General features: G+C 57.9%; 20 protein-coding genes. 16 read left to right on the top strand and 4 right to left on the bottom strand.

Features of this window, described 5'->3' with window-relative positions; genetic code table 11:
• Nucleotides 1-291: 291 nt before the first annotated feature.
• Nucleotides 292-2,487 carry a polyphosphate kinase 1 gene (gene ppk1, locus DV711_RS07700; RefSeq protein WP_424398987.1) on the bottom strand — a complete coding sequence of 732 codons (2,196 nt, stop codon included), beginning with the start codon at nucleotides 2,485-2,487 and terminating at the stop codon, nucleotides 292-294.
• Between the two features lie 335 nt (nucleotides 2,488-2,822).
• On the opposite strand from ppk1, the gene DV711_RS07695 reads away from it, so the two are divergent.
• Nucleotides 2,823-3,332 (top strand): SixA phosphatase family protein, encoded by a 510-nt coding sequence (locus DV711_RS07695; protein ID WP_114695105.1) that lies wholly within the window; start codon nucleotides 2,823-2,825, stop codon nucleotides 3,330-3,332.
• Between the two features lie 24 nt (nucleotides 3,333-3,356).
• Here DV711_RS07695 and DV711_RS07690 read toward each other — a convergent pair whose 3' ends face one another.
• Both DV711_RS07690 and DV711_RS07685 read right to left on the bottom strand, forming a co-directional pair.
• The gene (locus DV711_RS07690) at nucleotides 3,357-3,611 is read right to left on the bottom strand and encodes a hypothetical protein (RefSeq protein ID WP_114695104.1); all 255 of its coding nucleotides are present in this window, start codon (nucleotides 3,609-3,611) and stop codon (nucleotides 3,357-3,359) included.
• The gene (locus DV711_RS07685) at nucleotides 3,608-5,425 is read right to left on the bottom strand and encodes a Na/Pi cotransporter family protein (RefSeq protein WP_114695103.1); all 1,818 of its coding nucleotides are present in this window, start codon (nucleotides 5,423-5,425) and stop codon (nucleotides 3,608-3,610) included. The genes DV711_RS07690 and DV711_RS07685 overlap by 4 nt, the downstream gene beginning before the upstream one ends.
• Before the next feature lie 449 nt (nucleotides 5,426-5,874).
• On the opposite strand from DV711_RS07685, the gene yidD reads away from it, so the two are divergent.
• The 8 genes from yidD (at nucleotide 5,875) to DV711_RS07645 (ending at nucleotide 14,882) form a co-directional block, all read left to right on the top strand.
• Nucleotides 5,875-6,129 carry a membrane protein insertion efficiency factor YidD gene (yidD, locus tag DV711_RS07680; protein ID WP_114695102.1) on the top strand — a complete coding sequence of 85 codons (255 nt, stop codon included), beginning with the start codon at nucleotides 5,875-5,877 and terminating at the stop codon, nucleotides 6,127-6,129.
• Nucleotides 6,130-6,233: 104 nt separating this feature from the next.
• Complete coding sequence (locus DV711_RS07675; RefSeq protein ID WP_114695101.1) at nucleotides 6,234-8,420, top strand: sodium:solute symporter family protein; 2,187 nt, start codon at nucleotides 6,234-6,236, stop codon at nucleotides 8,418-8,420.
• 125 nt (nucleotides 8,421-8,545) lie between these two features.
• Nucleotides 8,546-9,514, top strand: a complete 969-nt coding sequence (cysK, locus tag DV711_RS07670; RefSeq protein ID WP_114695100.1) for a cysteine synthase A — start codon at nucleotides 8,546-8,548, stop codon at nucleotides 9,512-9,514.
• Nucleotides 9,515-9,692: 178 nt separating this feature from the next.
• The gene (locus DV711_RS07665) at nucleotides 9,693-11,591 is read left to right on the top strand and encodes a putative bifunctional diguanylate cyclase/phosphodiesterase (protein WP_114695099.1); all 1,899 of its coding nucleotides are present in this window, start codon (nucleotides 9,693-9,695) and stop codon (nucleotides 11,589-11,591) included.
• 93 nt (nucleotides 11,592-11,684) lie between these two features.
• Complete coding sequence (locus tag DV711_RS07660; protein WP_114695098.1) at nucleotides 11,685-12,329, top strand: DUF2796 domain-containing protein; 645 nt, start codon at nucleotides 11,685-11,687, stop codon at nucleotides 12,327-12,329.
• A gap of 7 nt (nucleotides 12,330-12,336) precedes the next feature.
• The gene (locus DV711_RS07655) at nucleotides 12,337-13,074 is read left to right on the top strand and encodes an ABC transporter ATP-binding protein (RefSeq protein ID WP_207802573.1); all 738 of its coding nucleotides are present in this window, start codon (nucleotides 12,337-12,339) and stop codon (nucleotides 13,072-13,074) included.
• Nucleotides 13,068-14,324, top strand: a complete 1,257-nt coding sequence (locus DV711_RS07650) for an ABC transporter permease (protein WP_114695096.1) — start codon at nucleotides 13,068-13,070, stop codon at nucleotides 14,322-14,324. Before DV711_RS07655 ends, DV711_RS07650 begins: the two co-directional genes overlap by 7 nt.
• 12 nt (nucleotides 14,325-14,336) lie before the next feature.
• Nucleotides 14,337-14,882 carry a DUF3299 domain-containing protein gene (locus DV711_RS07645; protein WP_114695095.1) on the top strand — a complete coding sequence of 182 codons (546 nt, stop codon included), beginning with the start codon at nucleotides 14,337-14,339 and terminating at the stop codon, nucleotides 14,880-14,882.
• Nucleotides 14,883-14,903: 21 nt separating this feature from the next.
• On the opposite strand, the gene cuyB is transcribed toward DV711_RS07645, so the two are convergent.
• Nucleotides 14,904-15,614: a cysteate racemase gene (cuyB, locus tag DV711_RS07640; RefSeq protein ID WP_114695094.1), complete on the bottom strand. Its 711-nt coding sequence runs from the start codon at nucleotides 15,612-15,614 to the stop codon at nucleotides 14,904-14,906.
• A 265-nt stretch (nucleotides 15,615-15,879) separates the two neighbouring features.
• Between cuyB and DV711_RS07635 the strand changes: the two genes are divergently transcribed.
• The 7 genes from DV711_RS07635 to DV711_RS07605 all read left to right on the top strand — a co-directional run bounded on the left by DV711_RS07635 (nucleotide 15,880) and on the right by DV711_RS07605 (nucleotide 24,600).
• On the top strand, nucleotides 15,880-16,797 hold the full coding sequence (locus DV711_RS07635; RefSeq protein ID WP_114695093.1) for a LysR substrate-binding domain-containing protein: 918 nt from the start codon (nucleotides 15,880-15,882) through the stop codon (nucleotides 16,795-16,797).
• A 1-nt stretch (nucleotide 16,798) separates the two neighbouring features.
• Nucleotides 16,799-18,481, top strand: a complete 1,683-nt coding sequence (locus DV711_RS07630; protein ID WP_114695092.1) for a transporter substrate-binding domain-containing protein — start codon at nucleotides 16,799-16,801, stop codon at nucleotides 18,479-18,481.
• A complete protein-coding gene (locus tag DV711_RS07625; RefSeq protein WP_114695091.1) occupies nucleotides 18,478-19,902 on the top strand; it encodes a sigma-54-dependent transcriptional regulator in 1,425 nt (474 codons plus the stop codon). Before DV711_RS07630 ends, DV711_RS07625 begins: the two co-directional genes overlap by 4 nt.
• Complete coding sequence (locus DV711_RS07620) at nucleotides 19,895-20,686, top strand: substrate-binding periplasmic protein (RefSeq protein WP_114695090.1); 792 nt, start codon at nucleotides 19,895-19,897, stop codon at nucleotides 20,684-20,686. Before DV711_RS07625 ends, DV711_RS07620 begins: the two co-directional genes overlap by 8 nt.
• A gap of 295 nt (nucleotides 20,687-20,981) precedes the next feature.
• Nucleotides 20,982-22,415, top strand: a complete 1,434-nt coding sequence (locus DV711_RS07615; protein ID WP_114695089.1) for an aspartate ammonia-lyase — start codon at nucleotides 20,982-20,984, stop codon at nucleotides 22,413-22,415.
• 66 nt (nucleotides 22,416-22,481) lie between these two features.
• Nucleotides 22,482-23,753: a dicarboxylate/amino acid:cation symporter gene (locus tag DV711_RS07610; protein WP_114695088.1), complete on the top strand. Its 1,272-nt coding sequence runs from the start codon at nucleotides 22,482-22,484 to the stop codon at nucleotides 23,751-23,753.
• Nucleotides 23,754-24,003: 250 nt separating this feature from the next.
• Nucleotides 24,004-24,600, top strand: a complete 597-nt coding sequence (locus DV711_RS07605; RefSeq protein WP_114695087.1) for a MarC family protein — start codon at nucleotides 24,004-24,006, stop codon at nucleotides 24,598-24,600.
• Nucleotides 24,601-24,616: the final 16 nt, after the last annotated feature.

Raw genomic sequence — 24,616 nt, 5'->3', positions numbered from 1 at the left:
CGCCCTACCCCTACCTTGGGGCTGAAGGAACCTACAAACAAGTCCCTGCAGCTTCTGCAAGCGCCTGAAGTGAGCAAGTTCAAGGCGCAAGCTGCAGCTAATGGCCGTCGCCCTTAGCAAAGGTTACAACGACGAAACTGTGTACTTCAGGCTTTGCCCTGCGGGGCCTTCAGCATGATCCGCACTCTGCGTTGCAGCTTTTCGCAAGGTCTAGACATTGCTTCAAAACTGCGCCTGGATTGCGAACCATGCTGAAAGCCAGAGGCTAGCAAGGACTTATTCGTAGGTCCCTTAACTGAATTTACTCAGCAGTCCCAACTGGGCATTGAGCGGCTCGTCGCCATCGGCTCGCCCTACCCGGCTGTAGGAGCCGTCACTGTTGAGCTCCCAGGCCAGGGTGTTGTCGTGGAGGTAAAGCTCCATATCCTTCAACACTCGGCTGGCCAGCTTGCCGGTCAGCAGCGGGTAGGCGGTCTCGACCCGGTTGAGCATATTGCGCTCCATAAAGTCGGCACTGGAGCAGTACACCTTCGACTCACCGTCGTTGTGGAACCAGTAGACCCGACTGTGCTCCAGGAAGCGCCCAACGATAGAGCGCACCCGGATATTTTCGGAGACCCCCTCCACACCCGGCCGCAGCGAACACATCCCGCGTACGATCAGGTCAATCTTGACCCCGGCCCGCGAGGCTTTATAGAGCGCCTTGATCAATCGCGGCTCGGTCAGGCCGTTGGCCTTGACGATAACCCGTGCGTCCTTACCCGCTTTGGCGTTACGTGCTTCATTGCCGATCATTTCGATCAGCGTCTTATGCAACGTAAAGGGGGCGTTGAGTAATCGCTTGAGCCGCAAAATCTTGCCCATCCCGGTGAGCTGCTGGAACATCTTCTGCACGTCCTCACCAATCTCTGGATCGCAGGTCAGCAGACTGTAATCGGTATAAATCCGGGCGTTACCGGAGTGGTAGTTGCCGGTCCCCAGGTGGGCGTAATGGCGGAAGCGGCCCTCTTCACGGCGCACGATCAATGCCATCTTGGCGTGGGTCTTGTAACCCACCACCCCGTACACTACCAGCGCGCCGGCTTCCTGCAGGCGGCTTGCCAGCGCCAGGTTGTTGGCCTCGTCAAATCGCGCCCGCAGCTCGATTACCGCCGTCACCTCTTTCCCTTTCCGAGCCGCTTCCACCAGCGCAGTGACGATCTCAGAATCGGCCCCGGTGCGGTACAGGGTCTGCCGAATCGACAGCACATGGGGATCAGCCGCGGCCTGGCGCAACAGGTCCAGCACCGGGGTAAAGCTCTCGAACGGGTGATGCAGCAACACGTCGCCGTTCTGCAGGGTATCGAACAGATTGACGCCACCGCGAAGCCGACGCGGCAACCCCGGGCTGTAGGGGGCAAACTTCAGCTCGGGACGATCGACCTGCCCCATCATGCTCATCATCCGAGTCAGGTTTACCGGCCCGTCGACCAGATAGAGCTCATCTTCGCTCAGCTTGAACTGCTGCAGCAGGAACCGCACCAACGGCTCGGGGCATTTCTGCGCCACCTCCAACCGCACCGCATCGCCATAACGACGACTATGCAACTCGCCGCGTAGGGTCAAGGCCAGATCCTCAACCTCATTCTGGTCGAAGCTGAGGTCGGCATTGCGGGTCAGGCGGAACTGGTAACACCCGAGCATCTCCATCCCGGGAAACAGCTGATCGGCGAATTCATGGATGATCGATGACAGGAAGATAAAGTGATCTCCATCACCGGGGCAGACTTCGGCCGGTAGCCGGATCACCCGCGGCAGCGAGCGCGGCGCCGGGATAATCGCCAAGCCACTGTCACGACCAAAGGCATCTTTGCCTTCGAGCTGGACGATAAAGTTCAGACTCTTGTTAACCAGTCGCGGGAACGGGTGCGACGGGTCCAGCCCCAACGGGCTGATAACCGGCAGGATATGATCTTCAAAATAGCCACGAATCCATTCACGCTGATGTTCATCCCACTCGTTGCGGCGTAGGAAGTAGATGTTGTTCTCGATCAGCGCCGGAAAGATCACATCGTTGAGGATCTTATACTGCCGCGCCACCAGCTCGTGGCAGAGCCCGCGAATCTCGCGCAGTACCTCCTGCGGGTGCATGTTGTCGGCACCGGAACGCTCGCGATCGAATTTGACCTGATGCCGCAGCTCCGCCACCCGAATCTCGAAGAACTCATCCAGATTGCTGGAGAAGATCAGCAGAAACATCAGCCGTTCCATCAACGGATGGCTCTCATCCAGTGATTGCTCCAACACCCGACGGTTGAACTCCAGATTGCTGAGATGGCGGTTGATGTAATACTGGCGGTCGTTCAGGTCCGGCTGTTCCGCCACGGCCGGTTCCACCGAGGGCACCAGCTCCAGCTCAATCTCCGGCAGTGGCTCAGCCAACGGCGCCTCTTCAATCACGGCTTGCTCGGCCACCACAGTTTCGATCCGATCTTCCCTTTGCTCCACGGTGCTACCTCTTCATGAGAATTAAGGAACCTGCGAACAAGCGCCTGAAGCGCGCAAGCTCTAGGCGCAAGCTGAAAGTCAGAAGCTAGCAAGGACTTATTCACAGGTTCCTGAAGCGCAATAAACGCAGCCCTTCATGATACTCGGCTTATATAACAATCTTATGACAACGCCGGACTGTTTGCCGGAGACCGGCTCAATATCTAGCGCCCGGCGTCAGCGGGAGGGTCAAAAGCGCTTTGGGCGGGGTAACCGGTGGCTTTGCCAGCTCGGAAATTCCAGCATTGCGGACTAGAGTCAGGGTAACGGGGTAAAGGCCCTGCACGGGAGCCGCGATGAAACAACTACTGTTGATCCGCCATGCCAAATCCAGCTGGAGCAACCCGGGGGTGAGCGATCATGAGCGCCCCCTGAATAAGCGGGGCAAGCGCAACCTGCCGTTGATGGCCGAACATATTCAACAGCAGGGCTACGTGGTCGAGCGGCTGATCAGCAGTAACGCGGTGCGGGCAGCCACTACTGCCCGGGCGTTGGCACCGGCCCTTCTACAGCGACCGGTTAAAGCAGCGGAGCAAGCGCTGGAACTGGAGCACCGCCTGTATCAGTTCGATTGGCAACCCCTCTGGCACTTTCTACAGCAGCAGCCGGATACGGTACGGAAGATGGCTCTGGTCGGCCATAACCCGGCATTGGAGGAGTTACTGCAGCGGCTCTGTGACGAATCGCATTCACTCCCCACCTGCGCACTGGCGGTACTGCAACTGAATCTGAACCACTGGCAGGCGCTGCACCCCGGCTGTGCCGAGCTGCTATACCGGACCAGTCCCAAGGCGCTGGCGCCCTAGCCAAACTACCGCCAGTCAAGGCGACTATTTTGCCGACTGTTGGGCTTGCTTGAGTTTCTCGATCCCTTTCTTGCGCTGTGAGCGAACCAGCTTGATCTTCATCTCCAGCTTCTCTCTGCGCTCGGGTGAAGGTTCCTGCTGCAACTCCGCCTCAAACTTTTTCTCCTTACTGCGCAGCTGTTTCAGCACCTCCTCCAAGGCTTCACGATTCTTCTGGCTGCTGCGTAGATCATCATCGAACAGCGCTCGAATCCGGTCGATCAGTTTGCGAGTCTTCACAGCTGCCTCCGGGCTTGTTCAGCCAGCGTTAGAATTTCGTTCAGCTCGGCATCATCCAGTGCCAGATCACGCTCGACCGCATGCTTGGTTCTGCCACCCTGAATAAACAGTGTTGTCGCCGCCGCCAGCAACGACTGCTTGATGGTGGCCACATAGCCGGCGTCATTGATCAGCGAGCTTCCCATCTCCGGACTGATCTCGGCATCCCGAATCAGGCGGTAGTAGCGCAGGTGCTGCTCACGATGCCACTCCAGCAGCGTCAACCGGGTCTCATCAAGACTGAGGACAGAGTTCTCGTCCGGTTGTTGGCGCAATTGATCCAGCTGCCGTAATAGCTCAACCACCTGCAGCCGCAACTGGTTGTATTCCCGCCGGATCGCCGGCTCCTCACTGAACAGATAGAGCTGCATGTTCTTCTGCAGATGCTTACAGGCCTTGACCGCTTCAACAATATTGCTGTTGGCATCGCGCAGCCAGTGCAGGCTACCCGACTGCTGCTCCTTCCAGGTGAAGGACGCTTCGCTGATAAAGGCGATTATCGCGCTGAACAACGACTTGATCCGGCGCTGGTAAAGATCGTCGATATCCACCGGGGTGTAGTGTCGTTGCGCAGTCAGTTCAGCATCGAGATCCTGATCCCCCAACACCCGCTCGGGTTCCATCGATAATCCCCTGATGATCAACTCCTGGGCATTATCAAACACCCGCTGGGTCTCCTGCCGCACCGCCTCCACCGCCGTGTCGGGAAACTGTACCGCCGACGGCACCATATAGCGGGGCCGCTCGATATCGATCTGCGGCTCCGGAATCAAGCGAACCAGCAGGCGCGTCATCGGCTGGATCAGCGGCAACATCATCACCACACCAAGCAGATTGAACAGGGTGTGGAACAGCGCCAGCTTGAGGGTGAAGTCCAGATCGGCGATCCCGAACCATTGCCCCAGGCCATCAACGGCCTGGACCAGCTGGGTAATAAACAGTATCGCGACCAGACCGGTGGAAACATTAAAGATCAGGTGAGCCCCCGCCAGCCGACGCCCCTGCGCGTTAGAGCCCATCGCACCGATGATCGCGGTAATCGTGGTGCCGACATTGGCGCCGATCGCCAGTGCCAGCGCATTTTCGTAGCTGATCTGATTGGATGACAGCGCGGTGATGATCAGGATCAGGGTCGCGTGACTGGACTGCATCACCACGGTCGCCAGGGTGCCGATGGCGGCGTACAGGAACAGACCCGGATAACCACTGACGGCATAGGCGGCCAGATCGAAGTTGCCCTTGAAGGTCTCGAAGCCCTCTTTCATGTAATGGATCCCAAGAAACAGGAATCCGAGCCCGGCCAAGATATAGCCGAACCCTTTCAGCTGACTGCTGCGTTGAAACAGCAGGATCACACCGAACACCAACATCGGCATCGCATAGGTCGACAGCTTCAGCTTGAGGCCAAAGGCCGCCACCAACCAGGCCCCGGTCGTGGTTCCGAGATTGGCGCCGAAGATGATTCCGATCCCGGCACTCAGATCGAGCAGGCCGGCACTCATAAACGAGATCGTGATCACCGACACCAGCGAACTCGACTGCATCAACGTGGTGGTCAGAACCCCAAACCCGAGGCTTTTCCAGAGCCGATCGGTGGAACGCTGCAGTACTTTCTCCAACACTCCGCCGGAAAACGCCCGGAAGCCCTCCTCCAACGACAGCATTCCAAACAGAAACAGCGCCACGCCGGCACTGATCACCTTGAAGTCGGGACTGAGCCAGAAACCGTAGGCCAATAGAATAAATATCGAGGGTAGTAGCGCTTTTCGAAGCATGGGGCGATCCAGCAAAGACCCTGTATTCCTTTATCTTTCTTAAATTTAGCAGCAGCCCCGGGAAAAATAAGCGAATGACTCGAGAATCTGTGACTCTCAGCGACCAAGCACGGTTGATGTTGCTTGGTCCTTTGGGAATCTGCGAATAAATCCTTGCTAGCTTCTGGCTTTCAGCTTGAGTCGCAATCCAGGCGTAGTTTTGAAGCAATGTTTAGACCTTGCAAAAAACTGCAACGCAGAGTGCGGATCAAGCTGAAAGCCCCTCAGGGCAAGTGCCTGAAGCACACAATTTCGTCGTTGCAACCGTTGCTAAGGGCGACGGCCATTAGCTGCAGCTTGCGCCTAGAACTTACGCACTTCAGGCGCTTGCAGAAGCCGCATGGACTTGTTCGTAGGTTCCTTAGTCACAGATACCCTGAATCGCGGTCTGTTTCAGTTAGAATAGAGCGATGAAATGGCTTTTGGTAAAGATCATCCGGGGATACCAGTTACTGATCAGTCCGATACTGGGGAGTAACTGCCGCTTTTATCCGACCTGCTCCAGCTACTGCATCGAAGCGATTGAGCGGCATGGAATCCTCTGTGGCCTGTGGCTGGGTTGCCGCCGCATCCTGCGCTGCCACCCGTTTTCCGACGGCGGAATCGATCCGGTACCCGAGCAGGGCTGCCGCTGCTGCCGAACAACCGCAGACAAAGTTGATTGATTCTGACGCCAGGTCTGACTATATCTTTGATATCCAACGGGCCTTAGGTAACCGATACCAAGTGGTCCGACCTCAGGATTGACCTCCGAATTGAAAGGAGCACCATGTATTCTGCCACGACGCTGATCATTGTCATCCTGATCTACATGACACTGTTGTTCCTGATCGCGCTGCTGGTAGAACGCAACAACGCCAATCGGGTCAAGCCGCACACTCCGGCGCTGGTTTACGCGCTGTCGATCACCGTCTACGCCACCTCCTGGACCTACTACGGTAGCGTCGAATTCGCCACCGAATCGGGGCTGCTATTTTTTGCCATCTATATCGGCGCAATTCTGGCGATTTTCTCCTGGTGGACCGTGTTGCGGCGGATGGTGCGAATCAAGGAGGCCTACCACATCACCAGCATCGCCGACTTTATTTCGGCCCGATACAACCGCTCGGAGCTGGTAGCTGCGCTGGTAACGATGATCGCGTTGATCGGTATCGTTCCCTATATCGCGCTGCAGCTGAAAGCGGTCACCCAGTCCTTTGCCGTGGTCGCCGGTATTGAAGCACAGAGCCAGATGGGCCAACTGGGAGGAGCGCTGGTGCCACTGGGGATGATCGCGTTCACGATCCTGTTCGGCGCCCGCAAACTGGACCCGACCGAGCGCCACCTTGGCGTCATGACGGTATTGGCGGTACAGGGTGTGGTGAAACTGCTGGCGTTCCTGGCTATCGGCCTGTTCGTCACCTACGGCATCTACGATGGCTTCAGCGATATCTTTCAGCGAATTCACTACGCCGGCTTTCCCCGCCTGGTCAGCATACAGATCCCCGAAGGATCCAGCATGCTGCACTGGTTCACCCTGGTGATCCTCGGCGCCGCCTCGATCCAGTGTCTGCCGCGACAGTTTCACGCGACCGTGGTCGAGAACGCCACCGAACGCCATATCGTGCCGGCCATGTGGATCTTGCCCAGCTACCTGATTCTTATCGGCCTGTTCGTGATTCCGATCGCCGCCGCCGGTCTGATCAAAGGCCTCCCGCGGGAACAGGCCGACTCCTTCGTACTGCTGCTGCCCCAATACGCCGGGGTAGACTGGCTATCGCTGGTCGGCTTTATCGGTGGTTTCTCGGCCGCTACCGGGATGGTGATCCTCAGCGCCATGACCCTGTCAACCATGGCCACCAACCACCTGCTGTTACCCCTGCTGGAACGCCTGGGCCCGTTAAGCTTTTTGCGCGGCTACCTGCTCCACTGTCGCTGGGTGATGATCGGCCTGCTGATCGGCAGCGGTTACTGGTTTTCGGTCGAATTCAGTGACAGCTATATGTTGGTGGCGATGGGGATCATCTCTTTTGTGGCGATCTTTCAGTTTGTGCCGGCCATGTTTGGCGGCCTGTTCTGGCACAAAGGCAATCGGGTCGGCGCCATTGCCGGACTTTGTGCCGGCTTTCTGATCTGGTTCTATACCCTGCTGCTGCCGACCTTTGTCGGTCATGGTCTGCCCCCCGAGATCCTCACCGAAGGCCCTTGGGGGATTCACTGGCTCAGGCCCCATCACCTGTTTGGACTCGAGGGGCTGTCATCGGTCAGCCACAGCACCTTCTGGTCGTTGCTGTTCAACCTCGGCGCCTATATCGCCGGTTCGCTGCTCTACAACCCGCCCAAGCATGAGCGTAATCAGCGCAGCGAATTTATGAACGCCCTGGTGGCCGGTAGCGCCCGCTACCACGGACGCGCCACTGGACTGGATGCCTATATTCCGTTCCACGGCAAACTCGATGAGGCCACCCGTCTGCTGCTCGATTACCTGCCGCAGGAGAAAGCGGAGTCCACCATTCAGCAGATCATCGAAGAACTGCATATCGACAGTAAGGAATATCTGACCATCATCGAGCTGCTGGAGTTTCACCGGATGCTCGAGCACGCCCTATCCGGCTCTATCGGCAGCGCCAGCGCCCATCAGGTGATGGAAAAGACCATTCGCTACAGCGAACGTGAAACCCGCGACCTGCATGCCATCTACAGCCATATCCAGACCGAGCTGCAGGCCCAGCCGGAGCACGATCAGGCCCCGAGCAATCAACGCAGAGACCCCGATCAAGGGCTCTCTTTCGTCGAACAACTGCAACAACGTATCGACGAACTGGAACAACAGCTGGAACAGCAACAACAACAGCTGGGGCATCTGCAGAAACGCCTGGATCACAGCGATCAGAAGCTGTTTGATCAACGGGTCGTAAATCAGAAACAGCTGCAGGAGCTGGAAAATTTACGCCAGCAGACGAATAGTAAAAACTAGACGGCTATTCTTAAGCCTTGCGGTTTATTCCCTACCGATATAACCCTATCGCCTAAAACAATTATTGAATACCGATAAAGTAGTTATAATCAAAAACTTACAAAAAACCATCATGGAGCAACAAAATGAGCGCTGTTTTCTCCGACAACTCCCTTTCCATCGGCGGCACCCCGCTGGTCAAGATCAATCACTTCGGCAACGCCAACATCTGGGCCAAGATTGAGAGCCGTAACCCCGCCAATTCGGTCAAGTGTCGGATCGGCGCCAATATGATCTGGGAAGCGGAAAAAAGCGGTGCTCTGAAGCCAGGTATGACCATCGTCGAGCCAACCAGCGGCAACACCGGTATCGCCCTGTGCTTCGTCGCCGCCGCCCGCGGCTACAACATGGTGTTGACCATGCCCGCCACCATGAGCCTGGAGCGCCGCAAGGTCATGAAGGCGCTGGGCGCCGATATCGTCTTGACCGAAGGTCCGAAAGGGATGAAGGGGGCGATCGATAAAGCCCAGGAGATCGTCGACAGCGATCCGACCCAGTACTTTATGCCACAACAGTTTGAGAACCCGGCCAACCCGCAGATCCACGAACAGACCACCGGCCCGGAGATCTGGAACGATACCGACGGTGCGATCGATATTCTGGTATCCGGCGTCGGTACCGGCGGTACCATCTCCGGCATCTCTCGCTACATCAAGCAGCAGCAAGGCAAAGCTATCCTGTCTGTCGCGGTTGAGCCGGAGGCTTCGCCGGTAATCAGCCAGCAACTGGCGGGTGAGCCGCTGCAGCCCTCACCCCATAAAATCCAGGGAATCGGCGCCGGCTTCGTACCGAAAAACCTGGACCTGTCGGTGGTCGATCAGGTCGAGCAGGTCAGCAATGAAGACGCCATCGACTTCGCCCGTCAATTGATGCGCAAAGAGGGAATTCTTGCCGGCATCTCCAGTGGTGCGGCACTGGCTGCCGCAGTACGGGTTTCCCAACAGCCTGAGAACGAGGGAAAGAACATCGTCGTGATTCTGCCCGACTCCGGTGAACGCTACCTCTCCACCGCACTGTTTGAAGGGTTGTTCTCAGACAACGAAAGCGTGCAGTAAACGGCTGCGTCCAAGAGGCTGTCCATCAGCCTCCTGCTCTCCCCCAGGCGCCGCCACAAGCCGGATTTGGCCAAACCCTGATCTGGGTCAACCTATAAAATATACCGCTCGGATAGACTCAACTATTCTCTAAATCGGACCAGCAAACCGGAAAACAACGATCCAGGGACTGTCTACCATGAGCTTTCCGCTCCGCGTTGCGGCCATATACGCCACCTTCTCCGTCCTCTGGATCACCCTATCTGACCAGTTGGTCGAAACCGTTTTTCCGAACAGCATCACCACGATCCAGACCTATAAAGGCTGGGGCTTTGTGTTCTTCTCAAGCCTGCTGATCCTGGTCCTGCTCAGCCGCGAACTACAGCGACGCAACCGGGCCGAAGCTCGCCTGCAGGCCAGCAGCAGACAACTGACCAAGCTTTCTCAGGCCGTCTCCCAAAGTCCCGTGGCGATCTTTATTACCGACCTCGCCGGTACCATCGAATACGTCAACGATGCCTTCATTCGTACCACGGGGCTGGTTCGTGAAGAGGCGATCGGCGCCAAACCGGAACTGTTTCGCTCCGCCAAAAATGCCGGCAATCTGATCAGCGATATCGAAAACACCCTGATGCAGGGCGGCTCATGGGAAGGCGAGCTGATCAACCAGCGCAAGGATAAAACCGCCTACTGGGTGCAGTCGGGTATCTCTCCGGTACGTAGCGACGAGGGGAAGATCACTCATTTTCTCCATATCGAAGAGGATATTTCGCTGCGTAAGGCCCAGGCCAACCGCATCAAGCACCAGGCCAACTACGACAGTCTGACCGAACTGCCGAATCGATTCCTGGCCATGGATCGCATGAGCCAGGCCATCAACGTGGCTATCCGACACCAGCAGAGCGTCGTGGTGATGTTTGTCGATCTGGATAATTTTAAGCAGATCAACGATTCACTGGGGCACGAGGTCGGCGACCAGTTGATTACACTGGCGGCGTCGCGTATCCGTGAAACGGTACGCCAGACCGACACCGTCGCTCGTTATAGCGGTGATGAATTCCTGATCGTACTGACAGACCTGGCCAATTCCGACGATGCTAGCCGGGTGGCAGAGAAAGTCCTCTCCATGCTGGCTGCGCCCTATCGTATCGACGGTCGAGAGCTGTCGCTGACCGCCAGTATCGGCATTGCGTTATTCCCCGAGGATGGCCAAGATCCCTATGAGCTACTGCGCCATGCCGATGCGGCGATGTTCGGAGCCAAAGACGAAGGGGGCAACCGCTACGAGTACTACTCTGCCGAGGTGAACCAGGCAGCCACCGAGCGGATGGAGATCGAACAAAGACTCCGTCGGGCGTTGGAAAACGATGAGCTCTATCTTGAATATCAACCGCTGATTGATCTGAACAGCGGCAAAGTCTGTACCGTAGAAGCCCTGCTGCGCTGGAACAATCCAACCCTGGGCCAGATTCCTCCAAGCCGGTTTATCCCTCTGGCCGAAGCGACCGGGCTGATTCTTCCGATCGGCGACTGGGTTATTCGTGAAGCACTGACCCAGCTCAGTCAGTGGGAGCAACAGGGATTGAACGACTTCAAACTCTCGGTCAATATTTCGCCCCGCCAATTCTCCAATCCAACCCTGAGTCGCACCATTGCCGAGCAGCTCCAAAGCCACGAAATAAGCGGTGACCGACTGGAACTTGAGGTCACGGAAAACCTGCTGATGCGAAATCAGCAGGAAACCAAGAAAACCCTTAATCAACTCCGAGAACTGGGCATCAGCTTGGCCCTCGACGACTTTGGTACCGGTTACTCGTCGCTGAGTTATCTGAAGAGCTTTCCGTTCGACACCCTTAAGATCGACCGCTGCTTTATCAAAGACCTGCTCGAACACCCGCAGGACCAGGCTCTCGTCAATGCCACCCTGACCCTCGCCGATGGGCTGGGATTAAATACCGTGGGTGAAGGCGTCGAGACCGCCGAACAACGCGACTACCTGTTGCAACACGGTCTCAAAGTCGCCCAAGGTTACCTTTACAGTCGCCCGCTCAGCCCGGAGCAGTTGGAAAACTTCCTCAGACAAACAACCAGCGGGTAGTCATCTAGACTCGATCAGGTCCGGCAACAATTAACAGCCTCGAATCGTTATGTTATAACATCTTTTCTCTTTAATCTGAGTTGAGTCACCATCATGCGCCGCACTCCCCTTCTTCTCGGTCTAGCCTTGCTCGGTCCGATCTCTCAGCCATTGCTCGCCAATGAACATGAACACCAGCAGTTGGACGCCCATCAGCACGGTGCAGCCGAACTGAATATGGTGGTCGAGGGTGAAGAGGTTCTGATTGAACTGATCACTCCAGCCGACAACATTCTGGGGTTCGAGCACCAAGCCAAAACTGAAGCGGATAAGCACAAGCTCGAGCAGGCCGTGGCAAGCCTGCGACAAGGGGCAATCATTCAGCTCAGTGGAGATGCGGACTGCAAACTGGAATCCATCGCCATTGAGTCGGCGTTGCTCGAAGATCACCAGGAGCACGATCACGACGCAGAACATGCCGAGCATGACGGGCACGACGACCATGAAAAACATGAAGAACATGCCCACGATGATCATAACGATCACAAAGACCATGATGATCATGAACACGAAGGCGAGCACAGCGAATTCCACATCAGCTACAGCTACCACTGCCACCAGCCCGACGCCCTGAACGGTGCACAGGTTCAGCTCTGGCAGCAGTTCGACGGCTTTGAAAAGATTCAGGTGCAACTGATCTCGCCCAAAGGCCAACAGCGACAGGAGCTGACGCGCAGTAACCCCCATATCCGCTTTTAGGGGTATCATGGCATCCATGGATGCAGCGCTCAGTCACACTGTCGAACTAAGCGGGTTGCGCTACGGCTGGCAACCCGACAATCCCTTGCTGGAGATCGAGCAGCTGCAGGTTGCCCGTGGTGAGCGGCTGTTCATCTACGGTCCCAGCGGTAGCGGCAAGAGCACTCTGCTCAGCCTGCTCGGTGGGCTGATCTCGCCACAGCAGGGCCGCATCCAGATTCTGGGACAAGCGATGACCGAACTGGGGGCCTCGGCCCGTGATCGGTTTCGCGCCGATCATCTGGGCTTTGTGTTTCAGCAGTTCAATCTGATCCCCTATCTCGACCCGCTCGACAACATCACTCTGGCACTCTCGTTTTCCCGCCTGCGACGCCAGCAGTTGGGGGATGAGTCACCCCGTCAGGCGGCACAGCGCTTGCTGAGTGCATTGGAGTTGGATCCCGATCAGGTCGCCGGCCAACCGGCACGGCAACTGAGTATCGGTCAGCAACAGCGGGTCGCCGTTGCCCGGGCACTGATCGGCAAGCCCGAACTGATCATCGCCGACGAGCCCACCTCGAGCTTGGATGCGGATAGCCAGGCTCGGTTTCTGAGCCTGCTGTTTGAGCAGTGCCAAAGCCAGAACAGCACTCTGGTGTTTGTCAGCCACGACCTGCGTTTGGCCGATCGGTTCGATCGAACCCTATCGCTGACCGATATCAACCGCGCTGCCGATAGCCAATCCAGCAAGGCGATCGCATGCTGATTCGCCTCGCTATCGCCAGCCTGCTCAACCGCCGGGCCACAGTCATCCTGACCCTGTTCACCATCGCCCTGAGTGTGGCGCTGCTGCTGGGCGTCGAAAAACTACGCCAGGACGCCAAGGCCAGTTTTGCCAACACCATCTCCCAGACCGATCTGGTGGTCGGGGCCCGTAGCGGATCGATTCAGCTACTGCTCTACTCGGTGTTTCGGATCGGCAACGCCACCAGCAATATCAGCTGGGATTCGTACCAGCACTTTGCCAATCACCCTCGGGTCAAATGGACCGTGCCGTTGTCGCTGGGCGATTCTCACCGGGGCTTCCGGGTACTGGGCACCAGTCGCGACTATTTCCAATACTATCGCTACGGCCGAGGCCAGCCCCTGACCTTCGAGCAAGGGCAGCGCTTCGAAGATCTTTACGACGCCGTTATCGGTGCCGACGTGGCCCGCGAGCTGGGTTATACCCTCGGCCAATCGATGATCGTCGCCCACGGTTTGGTGGATATCGGCAACAGCGGTCACAAGGACAAACCGTTCCGGGTCGTGGGGATCCTGGCTAGAACCGGCACCCCGGTGGACCGAACCGTCCATGTCAGCCTGGCCGGCATCGAAGCGATGCATATCGACTGGCAGGCCGGAGTACCGATTCCGGGGCGCTCCATCAGCGCCGAGCAGGCCCGCCAGATGGATCTGGAGCCCAGAGCGATCACCGCCTTTATGGTGGGCTTAACCTCAAAGATCAGTGCCTTCCAGGTACAGCGGCAGATCAACGAATACCGCCGCGAACCGATGCAGGCGATCCTTCCCGGCGTCGCGCTGCAGGAGCTTTGGGACCTGATGAGCGTCGCCGAACAAGCCTTACGGGCCGTCTCAATACTGGTGGTCGTGGCTGGATTGGCCGGCATGCTAAGTACGATCCTGAATACCCTGGCCGAACGGCGCCGAGAGATGGCCATCCTTCGCTCGGTCGGCGCCCGGCCGCTGCAGATCTTTACGTTATTCACGCTGGAAGCGGGTCTTTACGGTCTGTTTGGAACTCTGCTGGGTTATCTTGTCTATAGCCTTAGCCTGTTGGCCGCTGCCGACTGGCTACTGGAGAGCTACGGACTCAACCTTCAGTTAGGACCACCCGGATCGCTGGAATGGATTATTCTGGGGGCCGTCACCTTCGCCGCAACCCTGGTCGGGATGATTCCCGCCTACGTGGCTTACCGAAATACCCTGGCCGACGGACTCTCGGTTCGGATTTAGGAGTGAAATAAAATGAAAGTCAGCTCGGGTTTGGCCAAATGCCTGATCACGGCCGGCGTGCTGTTGAGCACCCTGCTGCCCTCACTGAGCTACGCTGTCGACGAGGTTCGGGCGCTGGACTGGAACGATCTGATGCCGGCCGGATTCTCCGACGAAGCGCTGTTTGCCGACTATGACGTCAGCTCCTTCGACGATGGTGACCCTGAAGGTCAGCGTCGCTATGAAGAGTTCCAGGAGATCCTGCAATCGGCCCCGGTGATCGAATCACTGGACGGCCAATTGATCAGCTTGCCTGGCTTTGCCCTGCCGTTGGAAGGCGACTACGAAGCCACCAGTCTGTTCCTGCTGGTTCCCTACTTTGGCGCCTGTATCCACGTGCCGCCACCTCCGAGCAACCAGATCGTACTGGTCCGGGCCGATCCCGGGGTAAAAATCGAGACCCTGTTCGCCCCGGTGAAAGTCTCCGGCCGGATTCGAATTGAAAGCACCGATACCGGCATTGCCCATGCCGGCTACACGATGGATCTGACCAATATCGAGACCATCGAAGATTTCTAGCCCTCTAGTGCTCGCGATTCATCAAGCAACCAACAGGCTCGTCTGCTGTTGATGCCAGCGAACGCAAGCTGAGGCCAAGGCTCGGGTGGCGTCGACGCTCTGTTCCCGCCACGGTGAATTGATTCTGTCCAATGCCAGAGGTATTTCGGTACAGGCCAGAATCACCCGCTCGACCCCTTGTTCCAGCAGCTGCTCTACACAGGACTCGAGTATCCGCCCACCGGTTTCAATCTGCCCGGCTTTGACCCGATAGATCCCCTCCATCACCTGCTGTTGCAACTCAGCCTCTGGCAGGGTCACAGAAACTCCGTGCCCACTGAGCTTACGTGGGTAGAAACCGGCTTTCAGTGTGCCGTCTGTCGCCATCAGCCCCACCGATGCTACGCCGTCGTGGGTCAGTGATTGGGCACAGGCATCAGCAATATGCAGAATCGGAACAGGGCTGTCATTCGACAGTGGTTCATACCAATGATGGGCGGTATTGCAGGGGATGACGATCGCTCCTACCCCCGACTTCGCCAGCGTATCGATACCTCGAGCCATGGCCGCCAGCGGTGAGCTCTGCTGGTCGACCAGACAGGCCGTCCGATCAGGAATCTGAGGCACCGAGTGGATGATCAGCGGCAGGTGCTCCTGATCACAACGGGCCGGAGTCAGCCCGATAACCTTCTCGACAAAATCCACGGTGGCCAGCGGCCCCATCCCCCCAAGAATGCCAATCACAGTGCTCATCAACGTTGCTCCCAGGCTTTTTCACCAGACTATCCAAGCCCCGTGACAACTGGCTAATGCCGACTCTGCCTGGCTCATACCAAAACGACATATCAAGAGATAATTTCTATTTATTTCAACGTCTTGTACATTGCATACACGTATCGCATCGGCCATAGCGGCACGGTATAAGGCGCGTCACCGGCAGAAAAGTCGCCAAGTCGGTAGTACACTTCGATAAAAACAACGACAACACTCCGATGCCGATTAGCCTGAGCAGCGCTTGATGAACATAGAAACCAAGTGGTTAGAGGACTTCCTGTCCCTGGCTAGGACGCAGAGTTTTTCCCGCTCAGCCGAAGAGCGGCATATGACCCAACCCGCTTTCAGTAGACGCATCAAAGCCCTGGAACAGGCGCTCGGGTGCGAGCTGGTGGACCGTGCCCAGGTGCCGGTTCGGCTCACCGCCGAAGGGCAACTGTTCCAGATCACCTCGCGCAATCTGGTCTCACAGTTGCAGGATTGCCGTGCCCACCTGCTCTCACTGCGACAGAAAGACGCCAAAGTACTGGACTTTGCGGTTTCCCACACTTTGTCACTGTCGTTCTTTCCCCGCTTTATCGAGTCTCTGGAAGACAAGATCAGCGATATCCGCTGCCGACAACTGGTCGCCAACGTCGATGACAATGTGCAGGCGCTCAAGAACGGTATCTGCGACTTCCTGCTCGCTTTTGAGGACCCTTCGCTGGACCCCACCACCTTCGAGCGTTTGGAGCTGGCTACCGAGGAATTGATTCCAGTCTGTCGAGCCGATGAGGAGGGTAACCCCCGCTTCAATCTGGACGCCGGCTCCGAACCCCAACCGTACTTGGGCTACCCGAGACAGATCTATCTGGGTCGCTGTGTCGATAAGATCCTGCGCAACAGCTCCAGATCGGCAAACCTGAAGCTGACCTTTGAGTCTCCCCTGGCCGACAGTTTAAAGGTGATGGCCGTTCAGGGGGCTGGAATTGCCTGGGTGCCTTCCTTTGCTGTCGAAGAGGAGATTAAAGCCGGTTTCCTGACCGTTTGCGGCTCGGCGGTCTGGCGCCTGCCGCTGAAAATTTGCCTTTATCGTTGCAACCGTGAGACCTCCTCACAGGCGCAGGCTCTGTGGGCTGGATTGACGGCGCAATTACCCACCCCCCGAATAGGCGGACACTAGTATGCAGCCAAACCGCCGCTGGATTCAGCTGTTATTGATCGTCTTATCGATTCCCCTGGGGAGCCATGCAGCCCAGGCCGAGCAGCTGATCCGGGTCGGCGGCGACCATAACTATCCGCCCTACGAATTCCTCAACGAGCAGGGCCAGCCGGACGGCTACAACACCGAGCTGACCCGGGCAATCGCCGAAGTCATGGGCTTCGAGGTCGAGATATCGCTGGGCACCTGGGATGTGATGCGCAGAAGGCTGGAGCTGGGTGAGATCGATGTTTTACAAGGCATGGTTCATTCGGAAGACCGCAACCGGGTGTACGAGTTTTCTCCCCCCCACGCGATCATCAACCAGTCGATCTTTGCCCGCAAAGGCGATGCAAGAATCAATACCCTGGCCGAAATGGAAGGCAAGTCCGTCATCGTGCAGGAGGGGGGGATCATGCACGACTATCTGCTGCAGCAGAAAGTCGGTGCCCGGCTGGTATTGGTAGAAACCCACGCCAGCGCTCTGCGGCTGCTGGCATCGGGTCAGCATGACTACGCTCTGGTCGCCAACCTGCCCGGCCTCTATCTGGGACGAGAGCTGGAACTGTCTAATATCGTTCCGGTCGGGAAACCCTTCGGAGCGTTGAATTACGGCTATTCGGTCACCAAAGACAACCCGGAACTTCTGGCCCAGTTCAGCGAAGGGCTGGCGATTCTGAAGAACACCGGCCGCCAGCAGGCGATCTACGACAAGTGGCTGGGGCCGCTGGAAAAATCCGGGCTTCCCTGGAAAAAGATCGGCCAGGGCGCCGCCATCGCGTCGGCGCTGCTGATGCTGGTGCTCGGAGCCATCATGACCTGGAACCGTACCCTGTCGCGCCAGGTGGCACGCCGTACCGAAGAGCTGAAATTGCAGCAACAGCAGCTGATCCAGGCCGACAAGATGACCTCACTGGGGATTCTGGTGTCGGGAGTTGCCCACGAGATCAACAACCCCAGCAGCCTGCTGCTACTGAACCTTCCGGTCATGAAGGAGGTTCATCAGGATCTGGAAGAGATTCTGGAGGCCCATTATCAGGCCAACGGCGACTTCGACTTGGGAGGACTGCGCTACAGCCGGATGCGCGATGAAATTCCGGCGATGCTGGACGACATGCTGACCGGCACCCAGCGGATCCGCCGGATCGTGGACGATCTGCGCGACTTTGCCCGCCAGGGCACTCCCGACCTGAATGAAAGCGTCGATCTGAACGAGGTTGTGGCCACGGCCATCCGCCTGGTCGATAACACCATCCGCAACTCCACCAACCACTTCAGCGTCAGTTACGGTCAGAAACTGCCCCGCTTCCGCGGTAACGCCCAGCGCATCGAACAGGTCGTAATCAACCTGATCGTCAACGCCTGTCAGGCACTGGAGTCGCCGGAGAAAGGAATCACCCTGAAAACCCGCTATCGCCCAGAGAAACAGCAACTTCGACTGGAGGTGATCGACCAGGGCTGTGGTATCGAACCGGATCAACTCTCTCGGCTCAGTGATCCGTTCTACACCACCAAGCGGGAACAGGGCGGTACCGGACTGGGATTATCGGTTTCGTCCAGTATCATCAACGACCATGGCGGTACGCTGGTGTTCGATTCCGAACCGGATCAAGGCACCAGCGCCATTCTCTATCTGCCGGCCACCTACCGAGCGCTGATCAAATGACAATCACCCATCAACCCAGCTTCGGCATCCTGATGATCGATGACGAGGCCTCTTTCCTTCGCAGCCTGAGCATCGCACTGGAACGCCGTGGCGGCTATAACCACCTGTATCGCTGCCAGGACAGCCGCGAGGCGATGGATATCATCGCCCGCGAACCGATCGGATTGGTGCTGCTGGACCTGACCATGCCGCACCTGTCGGGTGAAACGCTGCTGAAGCAGATTGTCGAAGACCACCCCCATATCGGCGTGATTATCATCAGCGGTCTGAATCAGCTGGAAACGGCGGTCAACTGCATCCGCCTCGGGGCCTATGACTACTTCGTCAAAACCACCGAAGAGGATCGCCTGATCGAGGGGGTCCGTCGGGCCGTCCAGATGCAGGAGATGCGGCTGGAAAACCAGGCGATGCGGCGCAAATTCCTGACCGATACGCTGGAGCACCCTGACGTCTTCGCCGACATCATCACCCAGGACAAGGGGATGCGCTCGGTGTTCCAGTATCTGGAGTCGGTATCCGGCAGCAGCCAACCGGTGCTGATCAGCGGCGAAAGCGGCGTCGGCAAGGAACTGATCGCCCGCTCGCTCCATACCCTGAGCCGCCGTCCCGGACCGCTGGTCAGCGTCAACGTGGCGGGACTGGATGACAATGTCTTCGCCGACACCCTGTTCGGCCATCACCGCGGCGCTTTTACCGGTGCCGACAAGGCCCGCGCCGGGATGATCGAGCAGGCCGCCGAAGGCACCCTGTTCCTGGACGAGATCGGTGATCTGAGTCTGAACTCGCAGGTCAAACTACTACGATTGCTGCAGGAGGGTGAGTACTACCCGTTGGGCAGTGATCGACCCAAACGGATTCGCGCACGGGTCATCGTCGCCACCCATCAGAACCTGGAGCAGAAGCAACAGTCCGGCGAGTTCCGCAAGGATCTGTTCTACCGCTTGCGCACCCACCAGCTTGAGATCCCGCCGCTGCGCAAGCGGCAGGGCGATATTCCGCTGCTGCTGCATCATTTCCTCGATGAAGCCGCCAGGGAGATGAACAAGAGCTGCCCGACCATCCCCAAAGAGCTGCCGGTGCTGCTGGCCAATTACAGCTTCCCGGGCAACATCCGCGAGCTTCGCGCGCTGGCATTCGACGCGGTCGGACAACACCGCGGCAAGGTGCTGTCGATGGAGAGTTTCCGCCGCGCCCTGAACCTGAGCGCTAGTGCCGTCGACAGCCCCGATAACCCAGCGGCGTCGTTGTTCGATCCCGAACAACCGCTGCCGACCCTGCAGCAGGCGGCGGATCTGCTGGTCGACGAAGCGATGCGCCGGGCCCAGGGCAACCAGTCGATCGCGTCACGACTGTTGGGGATCTCCCAACCGGCGCTAAGCAAACGGTTGAAGAAGAAAGAATCGGGGCCTGAGGATGGTTAGCCCACGCGGTCGCGCCAGAGCGTTGCTGATCGTGCTGTTCTTGTCACTGCTATCGGTCCGGACTGCGGCAGAACCCCTGACCCTCTACACCGAGGAGTTTCCCCCGTTTAACTTTACCCAGCAGGGAAAGATGCAGGGGGTTTCCACCCAGATTGTCGAAGCGCTGATGCAGCAGGCCGGACTCAACTACCGGATCGTCAGCCATCCCTGGTCCCGCAGCTTCAAGCAGGCCCAGACCGAGCCCAACGCGTTGATCTACTCCATCAGCCGCAATCCTGAACGGGAAACGCTACTTCAGTGGATCGGGGTTCTGGTTCCCGCCTCGCACTCGATCTTTGCGTTGCGATCGCGCACCGATATTCGGATCGAACAGCTGAGCGATCTGCACCAATACCGCATCGCGACCCAACAGAACGGCGCCCGAGAGAGCTATCTGCTGCAAAACGGCCTGGCGGAGCAGCAACTGCTGCGCTTGAGCGGTGACCAGGTGCCACTACAGCAATACCAACTGTTGAGCCGGGGACGGATCGACCTCTGGCCTGCCGCCGATGCGGTTGCCCACCATCTGCTGAAGTCACAGGGTCAGGACCCGGAGCGCCTGCTGCGTCGAGTCTACTCGCTGAAATCGCTATCGGCCCAAGGCTATTACTTGGCGGCCAGTCCGAACAGCTCGCCCGAATTGATCGCACAGCTCAGGGATGCCCTGATCCGTCTGAAGCAACCCCCGCGTTACCAACGGATCTTGCGCAACTGGGGGATGAACCCCGCGACAAGCACCAACTGACCGAGTCGATAAAACCCCTATAACCCCAACTTAGGTTATAACCTTCCAAAACCAGCAGTAACCTACTGTTTTTAATCGACTATTCACCCAAACCACCAGCACATGACCTGCCCTCCATTCGTTTGGTTATAGCCCTTTGCGGAAGCCAGACAACCACAAACAAAGAAATTTATTTAATACTTTCAACAAGTTAACCAACAAAATAACAACTGGCACCCCGGTTGCAATAACTCTGACTTAAACGGGCCCTTGATCCTGTCGGCCCCGATAACAATAACGTCACGAGGAAACATTCATGGGGATAAGTGCCGCTTCAACTTTGAAACGGGAGGGACGCCAGGAAAAGGATTTGTTGGGCGAAGCCACCGTACCGGACTCGGCCTACTACGGTATCCAGACCCAACGCGCCTGTAAGAACTTCGATCTCAGCGGTGTCACGCTGCAGCACTTCCCCCAGCTGGTCAACGCCATCGCCATGGTCAAACTGGCCTGTGCCAAAGCCAATCAACAGCTCGGGCTGCTGGATGATATCCACGCCGACGCCATCGAAGCTGCGGTCGGCAAAATCCTCGACGGCGACCACCACGACCAGTTTGTCGTCGACATGATCCAAGGCGGCGCCGGCACCTCCACCAACATGAACGCCAACGAGGTGATCGCCAACGTCGGCTTGGAGCTGCTGGGACACGCCAAGGGGGAGTACCAACACCTGCACCCCAATAACCACGTCAACATGTCGCAGTCCACTAACGATGCCTATCCGACCGCAGTACGGCTGGCCGTTCTGCTCAAGCACGGCGACCTGGTCAAGGCACTGGCCTCGCTACGCGATGCCTTTGCCGCCAAGGCTGAAGAGTTTTCCGATGTGCTGAAGATGGGTCGCACCCAGCTGCAGGATGCGGTACCAATGACCCTGGGGCAGGAGTTTCAATCCTTCGCCAGCACCCTAACCGAAGATATCGACCGGATCGCCGGCCTGTCCGAGCTGCTCAAAGAGATCAACCTGGGCGGCACGGCGATCGGCACCGGCATCAACACCGATCCCGAGTACGCCCGCTTGGCCGTGGGTCATCTGTCCGAGCTTAGCGGCTTCGAGTTCAAGCGCGCTTCCGACCTGGTCGAGGCCAGCTCCGATATGGGCGCCTTCGTCCTCTTTTCAGGCATGCTCAAGCGCCTGGCAGTGAAGCTGTCGAAGATCTCCAACGATCTGCGCATGCTCAGCATGGGGCCCCGCTGCGGCCTTAACGAGATCAACCTGCCCGCCCAACAGCCCGGCAGCTCGATCATGCCCGGCAAGATCAACCCGGTGATTCCCGAAGCGATGAACCAGGTGGCCTATCAGGTCATCGGTAACGATCTGGCCGTCACCATGGCCGCCGAAGCCGGACAGCTGCAGCTCAACGCGATGGAGCCGTTGATCGCCTACAACGTGCTCGAATCGATCCGGATGCTGACCCAGGCGATGGACATGCTCAAAAACCGCTGCGTTCGCGGCATCACCGCCAATCGAGAGCGCTGCCAGGAGCTGGTCGACCAGAGCATCGGCATCGTCACCGCCGTCAATCCTTACATCGGCTACGAGAACGCCACCCGAATCGCCAAAACCGCGCTGCAGAGCGGTCGCGGGGTGCTGGAGCTGATCCGGGAGGAAGGGCTGATGAGTGAAGAGGCGCTGGCCGACGTGCTCAGCCCCGCCAACATGATCCGACCACAGCGACGTCGTCAGTAAGACGCCATTTAACCCGGTCCGGCTACCCGAGACGGTCCGACTACAAACATAAGAAAGGAAACCTCTATGGAACAAGCAATTGCAACCCAAAACGGCTTCTGGAGCGGCATGCCGCTATGGAAGAAGATCCTGATCGGGATGGTGCTCGGCACCTTGGTCGGCGCGGTTATGGGACCCGATGCCGAAATCCTGAAACCGATCGGAACCCTGTTCATCAACGCCATCAAGATGCTGATTGTACCGTTGGTATTTTGTTCGCTGGTGGTTGGTGTCACCTCTATGCAGGATACCCGCAAGATGGGCCGTATCGGCCTGAAATCGGTGCTCCTCTACCTGGGTACCACGACGGTGGCGATCAGTATCGGCCTCGGACTGGGCACCCTGCTGACCCCCGGCGCCGGCATCAGCATGAGCGTCGAAGCCGCACCGGTGGCCAAAGAAGCCCCGACCCTGATTCAGACGCTACTGAACATGATTCCGAAGAACCCGATCAGTGCCCTGGCTGCCGGTAATATCCTGCAGATCATCGTGTTCGCCCTGGGCCTGGGTATCGCGCTGTCACTTTGCGGTGAGAAGGCGCAGCCGGCCATCAAGGTGTTCGAAAGCCTGGCCGAAGGGATGTACAAGCTGACCGAACTGGTCATGAAGCTTGCGCCTTACGGCATCTTTGGCCTGATGGCCTGGGTCGCCGGTAAATACGGAATGGATATCCTGCTGCCATTGATCAAGGTGATCGGCGCGGTCTACATCGGTTGTCTGGTGCACGTACTGGTGGTCTATACCGGTCTGATCAGCAGCCTGGGCCGCTTGAACCCGAGACGTTACCTGAAGGGGCTGCTTAACCCTGCCTCGGTGGCCTTCACCACCACCAGCAGCTCCGGCACCCTGCCGGCCACCATCAAGGCAGCACGCGAAGAGATGGGCGTTTCCAAGGGTATTTCGAGCTTTGTCCTGCCGCTGGGCGCCACCATCAACATGGACGGTACCGCGCTCTATCAGGGGGTCTGCGCGCTGTTTATCGCCCAGGCGTTCGGTGTTGACCTGGCCTTCTCCGATTACCTGCTGATCATCATGACCTCGACCCTGGCCTCCATCGGTACCGCCGGTGTGCCGGGAGCCGGTTTGATCATGTTGTCACTGGTACTCACCACCGTGGGGCTGCCGATGGAAGGTCTGGCCATTGTCGCCGGTATCGACCGCATCCTCGACATGGCCCGCACCAGCGTCAATGTCTGCGGCGACCTGATGGTCTCGATTCTGGTCGGCAAGAGCGAGAACGAGCTGGACGAATCGGTCTACAACCAGGTAAGCAGCGAAAGCCGCACCGCCACAGCCTAAGCGCTATCTCCAAAGACCCGCCTTGCGGGGCTTTTTTTTCCAGATCTCGGGGCTTCGGCCCCTCAACTCTGTTGAGCAAATCCAATCGCAGTCGCCCCGACTATCTCCCTGTGCTTTACTGCCACAGCGGTTGCTGTTTACCCAGGCTTGAGTAAACTTCACCCCCCTTAATTAAACCCCTTCCGACCACTGTTGGCTGCGTTATCTTTGCCAGCCAGGTCGAGCAAGCTCAACTGAACGACGCTGCCCTATGGATCTCGCCACCTACCTGAACGCGGTCACCGCGCTCTTCGTCATTATCGACCCGATTGGAGCCGCACTGATCTTCCATTCACTGGTCCCGGTCGGTGATAACCGCCATCGCTTCGTGATGGCGGCCAAGGCAGCGTTAATCTCGACCCTGCTGTTGATCATTTTCGGCAACTACGGCGAGCCGCTACTGAGTCGGTTGGGGATCAGTATCGAAGCACTGCGGATATCAGGTGGTCTGTTGCTGTTCTTCACCGCATTCAACATGATCACCAAGGATATCGAGTACAACCAGACCACCGAGCGTAAAGATGTCTCGGTGTTTCCGATGTCGATTCCGATGTTGGCCGGCCCGGGCTCGCTCACGCTGGCGATTCTGCTGTTTTCCAAGGCCGAATCCACCGCCGCTCAACTGTCGGTGCTGGCCGCCATCCTGACGATCACCGCCAGCACCCTGGTACTGATGCTGCTGTCCAAGTATGTGAAACTGATTATCGGGCGCACCGGGGATGAGATTCTGCGCCGCTTTCTCGGCGTGATTCTGGCCGCCTTGGCGATTCAGTTCGTCGCCGATGGCGTTACCGGTATGATCGGTTAGGCCAACGAGCAACCTG

It is taken from the genome of Motiliproteus coralliicola, assembly GCF_003345655.1.
In the GTDB taxonomy this organism is placed as follows: Bacteria; Pseudomonadota; Gammaproteobacteria; order Pseudomonadales; family Balneatricaceae; genus Motiliproteus; species Motiliproteus coralliicola.
The sequence above is the reverse complement of the archived record's forward strand: the minus strand, read 5'-3'. Positions and strand labels throughout refer to the sequence as shown.

Excerpts from the sequence above, each read along its gene's own strand:
- DV711_RS07635 (WP_114695093.1), top strand. The coding sequence starts at position 15,880 with ATGAACATAGAAACCAAGTGGTTAGAGGACTTCCTGTCCCTGGCTAGG.
- DV711_RS07665 (WP_114695099.1), top strand. The coding sequence starts at position 9,693 with ATGAGCTTTCCGCTCCGCGTTGCGGCCATATACGCCACCTTCTCCGTC.
- DV711_RS07630 (WP_114695092.1), top strand. The coding sequence starts at position 16,799 with ATGCAGCCAAACCGCCGCTGGATTCAGCTGTTATTGATCGTCTTATCG.
- DV711_RS07615 (WP_114695089.1), top strand. The coding sequence starts at position 20,982 with ATGGGGATAAGTGCCGCTTCAACTTTGAAACGGGAGGGACGCCAGGAA.
- cuyB (WP_114695094.1), bottom strand. The coding sequence starts at position 15,614 with ATGAGCACTGTGATTGGCATTCTTGGGGGGATGGGGCCGCTGGCCACC.
- DV711_RS07645 (WP_114695095.1), top strand. The coding sequence starts at position 14,337 with ATGAAAGTCAGCTCGGGTTTGGCCAAATGCCTGATCACGGCCGGCGTG.
- DV711_RS07695 (WP_114695105.1), top strand. The coding sequence starts at position 2,823 with ATGAAACAACTACTGTTGATCCGCCATGCCAAATCCAGCTGGAGCAAC.
- DV711_RS07610 (WP_114695088.1), top strand. The coding sequence starts at position 22,482 with ATGGAACAAGCAATTGCAACCCAAAACGGCTTCTGGAGCGGCATGCCG.
- DV711_RS07605 (WP_114695087.1), top strand. The coding sequence starts at position 24,004 with ATGGATCTCGCCACCTACCTGAACGCGGTCACCGCGCTCTTCGTCATT.
- DV711_RS07625 (WP_114695091.1), top strand. The coding sequence starts at position 18,478 with ATGACAATCACCCATCAACCCAGCTTCGGCATCCTGATGATCGATGAC.
- DV711_RS07660 (WP_114695098.1), top strand. The coding sequence starts at position 11,685 with ATGCGCCGCACTCCCCTTCTTCTCGGTCTAGCCTTGCTCGGTCCGATC.
- cysK (WP_114695100.1), top strand. The coding sequence starts at position 8,546 with ATGAGCGCTGTTTTCTCCGACAACTCCCTTTCCATCGGCGGCACCCCG.
- DV711_RS07675 (WP_114695101.1), top strand. The coding sequence starts at position 6,234 with ATGTATTCTGCCACGACGCTGATCATTGTCATCCTGATCTACATGACA.
- DV711_RS07685 (WP_114695103.1), bottom strand. The coding sequence starts at position 5,425 with ATGCTTCGAAAAGCGCTACTACCCTCGATATTTATTCTATTGGCCTAC.
- DV711_RS07655 (WP_207802573.1), top strand. The coding sequence starts at position 12,337 with ATGGCATCCATGGATGCAGCGCTCAGTCACACTGTCGAACTAAGCGGG.
- DV711_RS07620 (WP_114695090.1), top strand. The coding sequence starts at position 19,895 with ATGGTTAGCCCACGCGGTCGCGCCAGAGCGTTGCTGATCGTGCTGTTC.
- DV711_RS07650 (WP_114695096.1), top strand. The coding sequence starts at position 13,068 with ATGCTGATTCGCCTCGCTATCGCCAGCCTGCTCAACCGCCGGGCCACA.
- yidD (WP_114695102.1), top strand. The coding sequence starts at position 5,875 with ATGAAATGGCTTTTGGTAAAGATCATCCGGGGATACCAGTTACTGATC.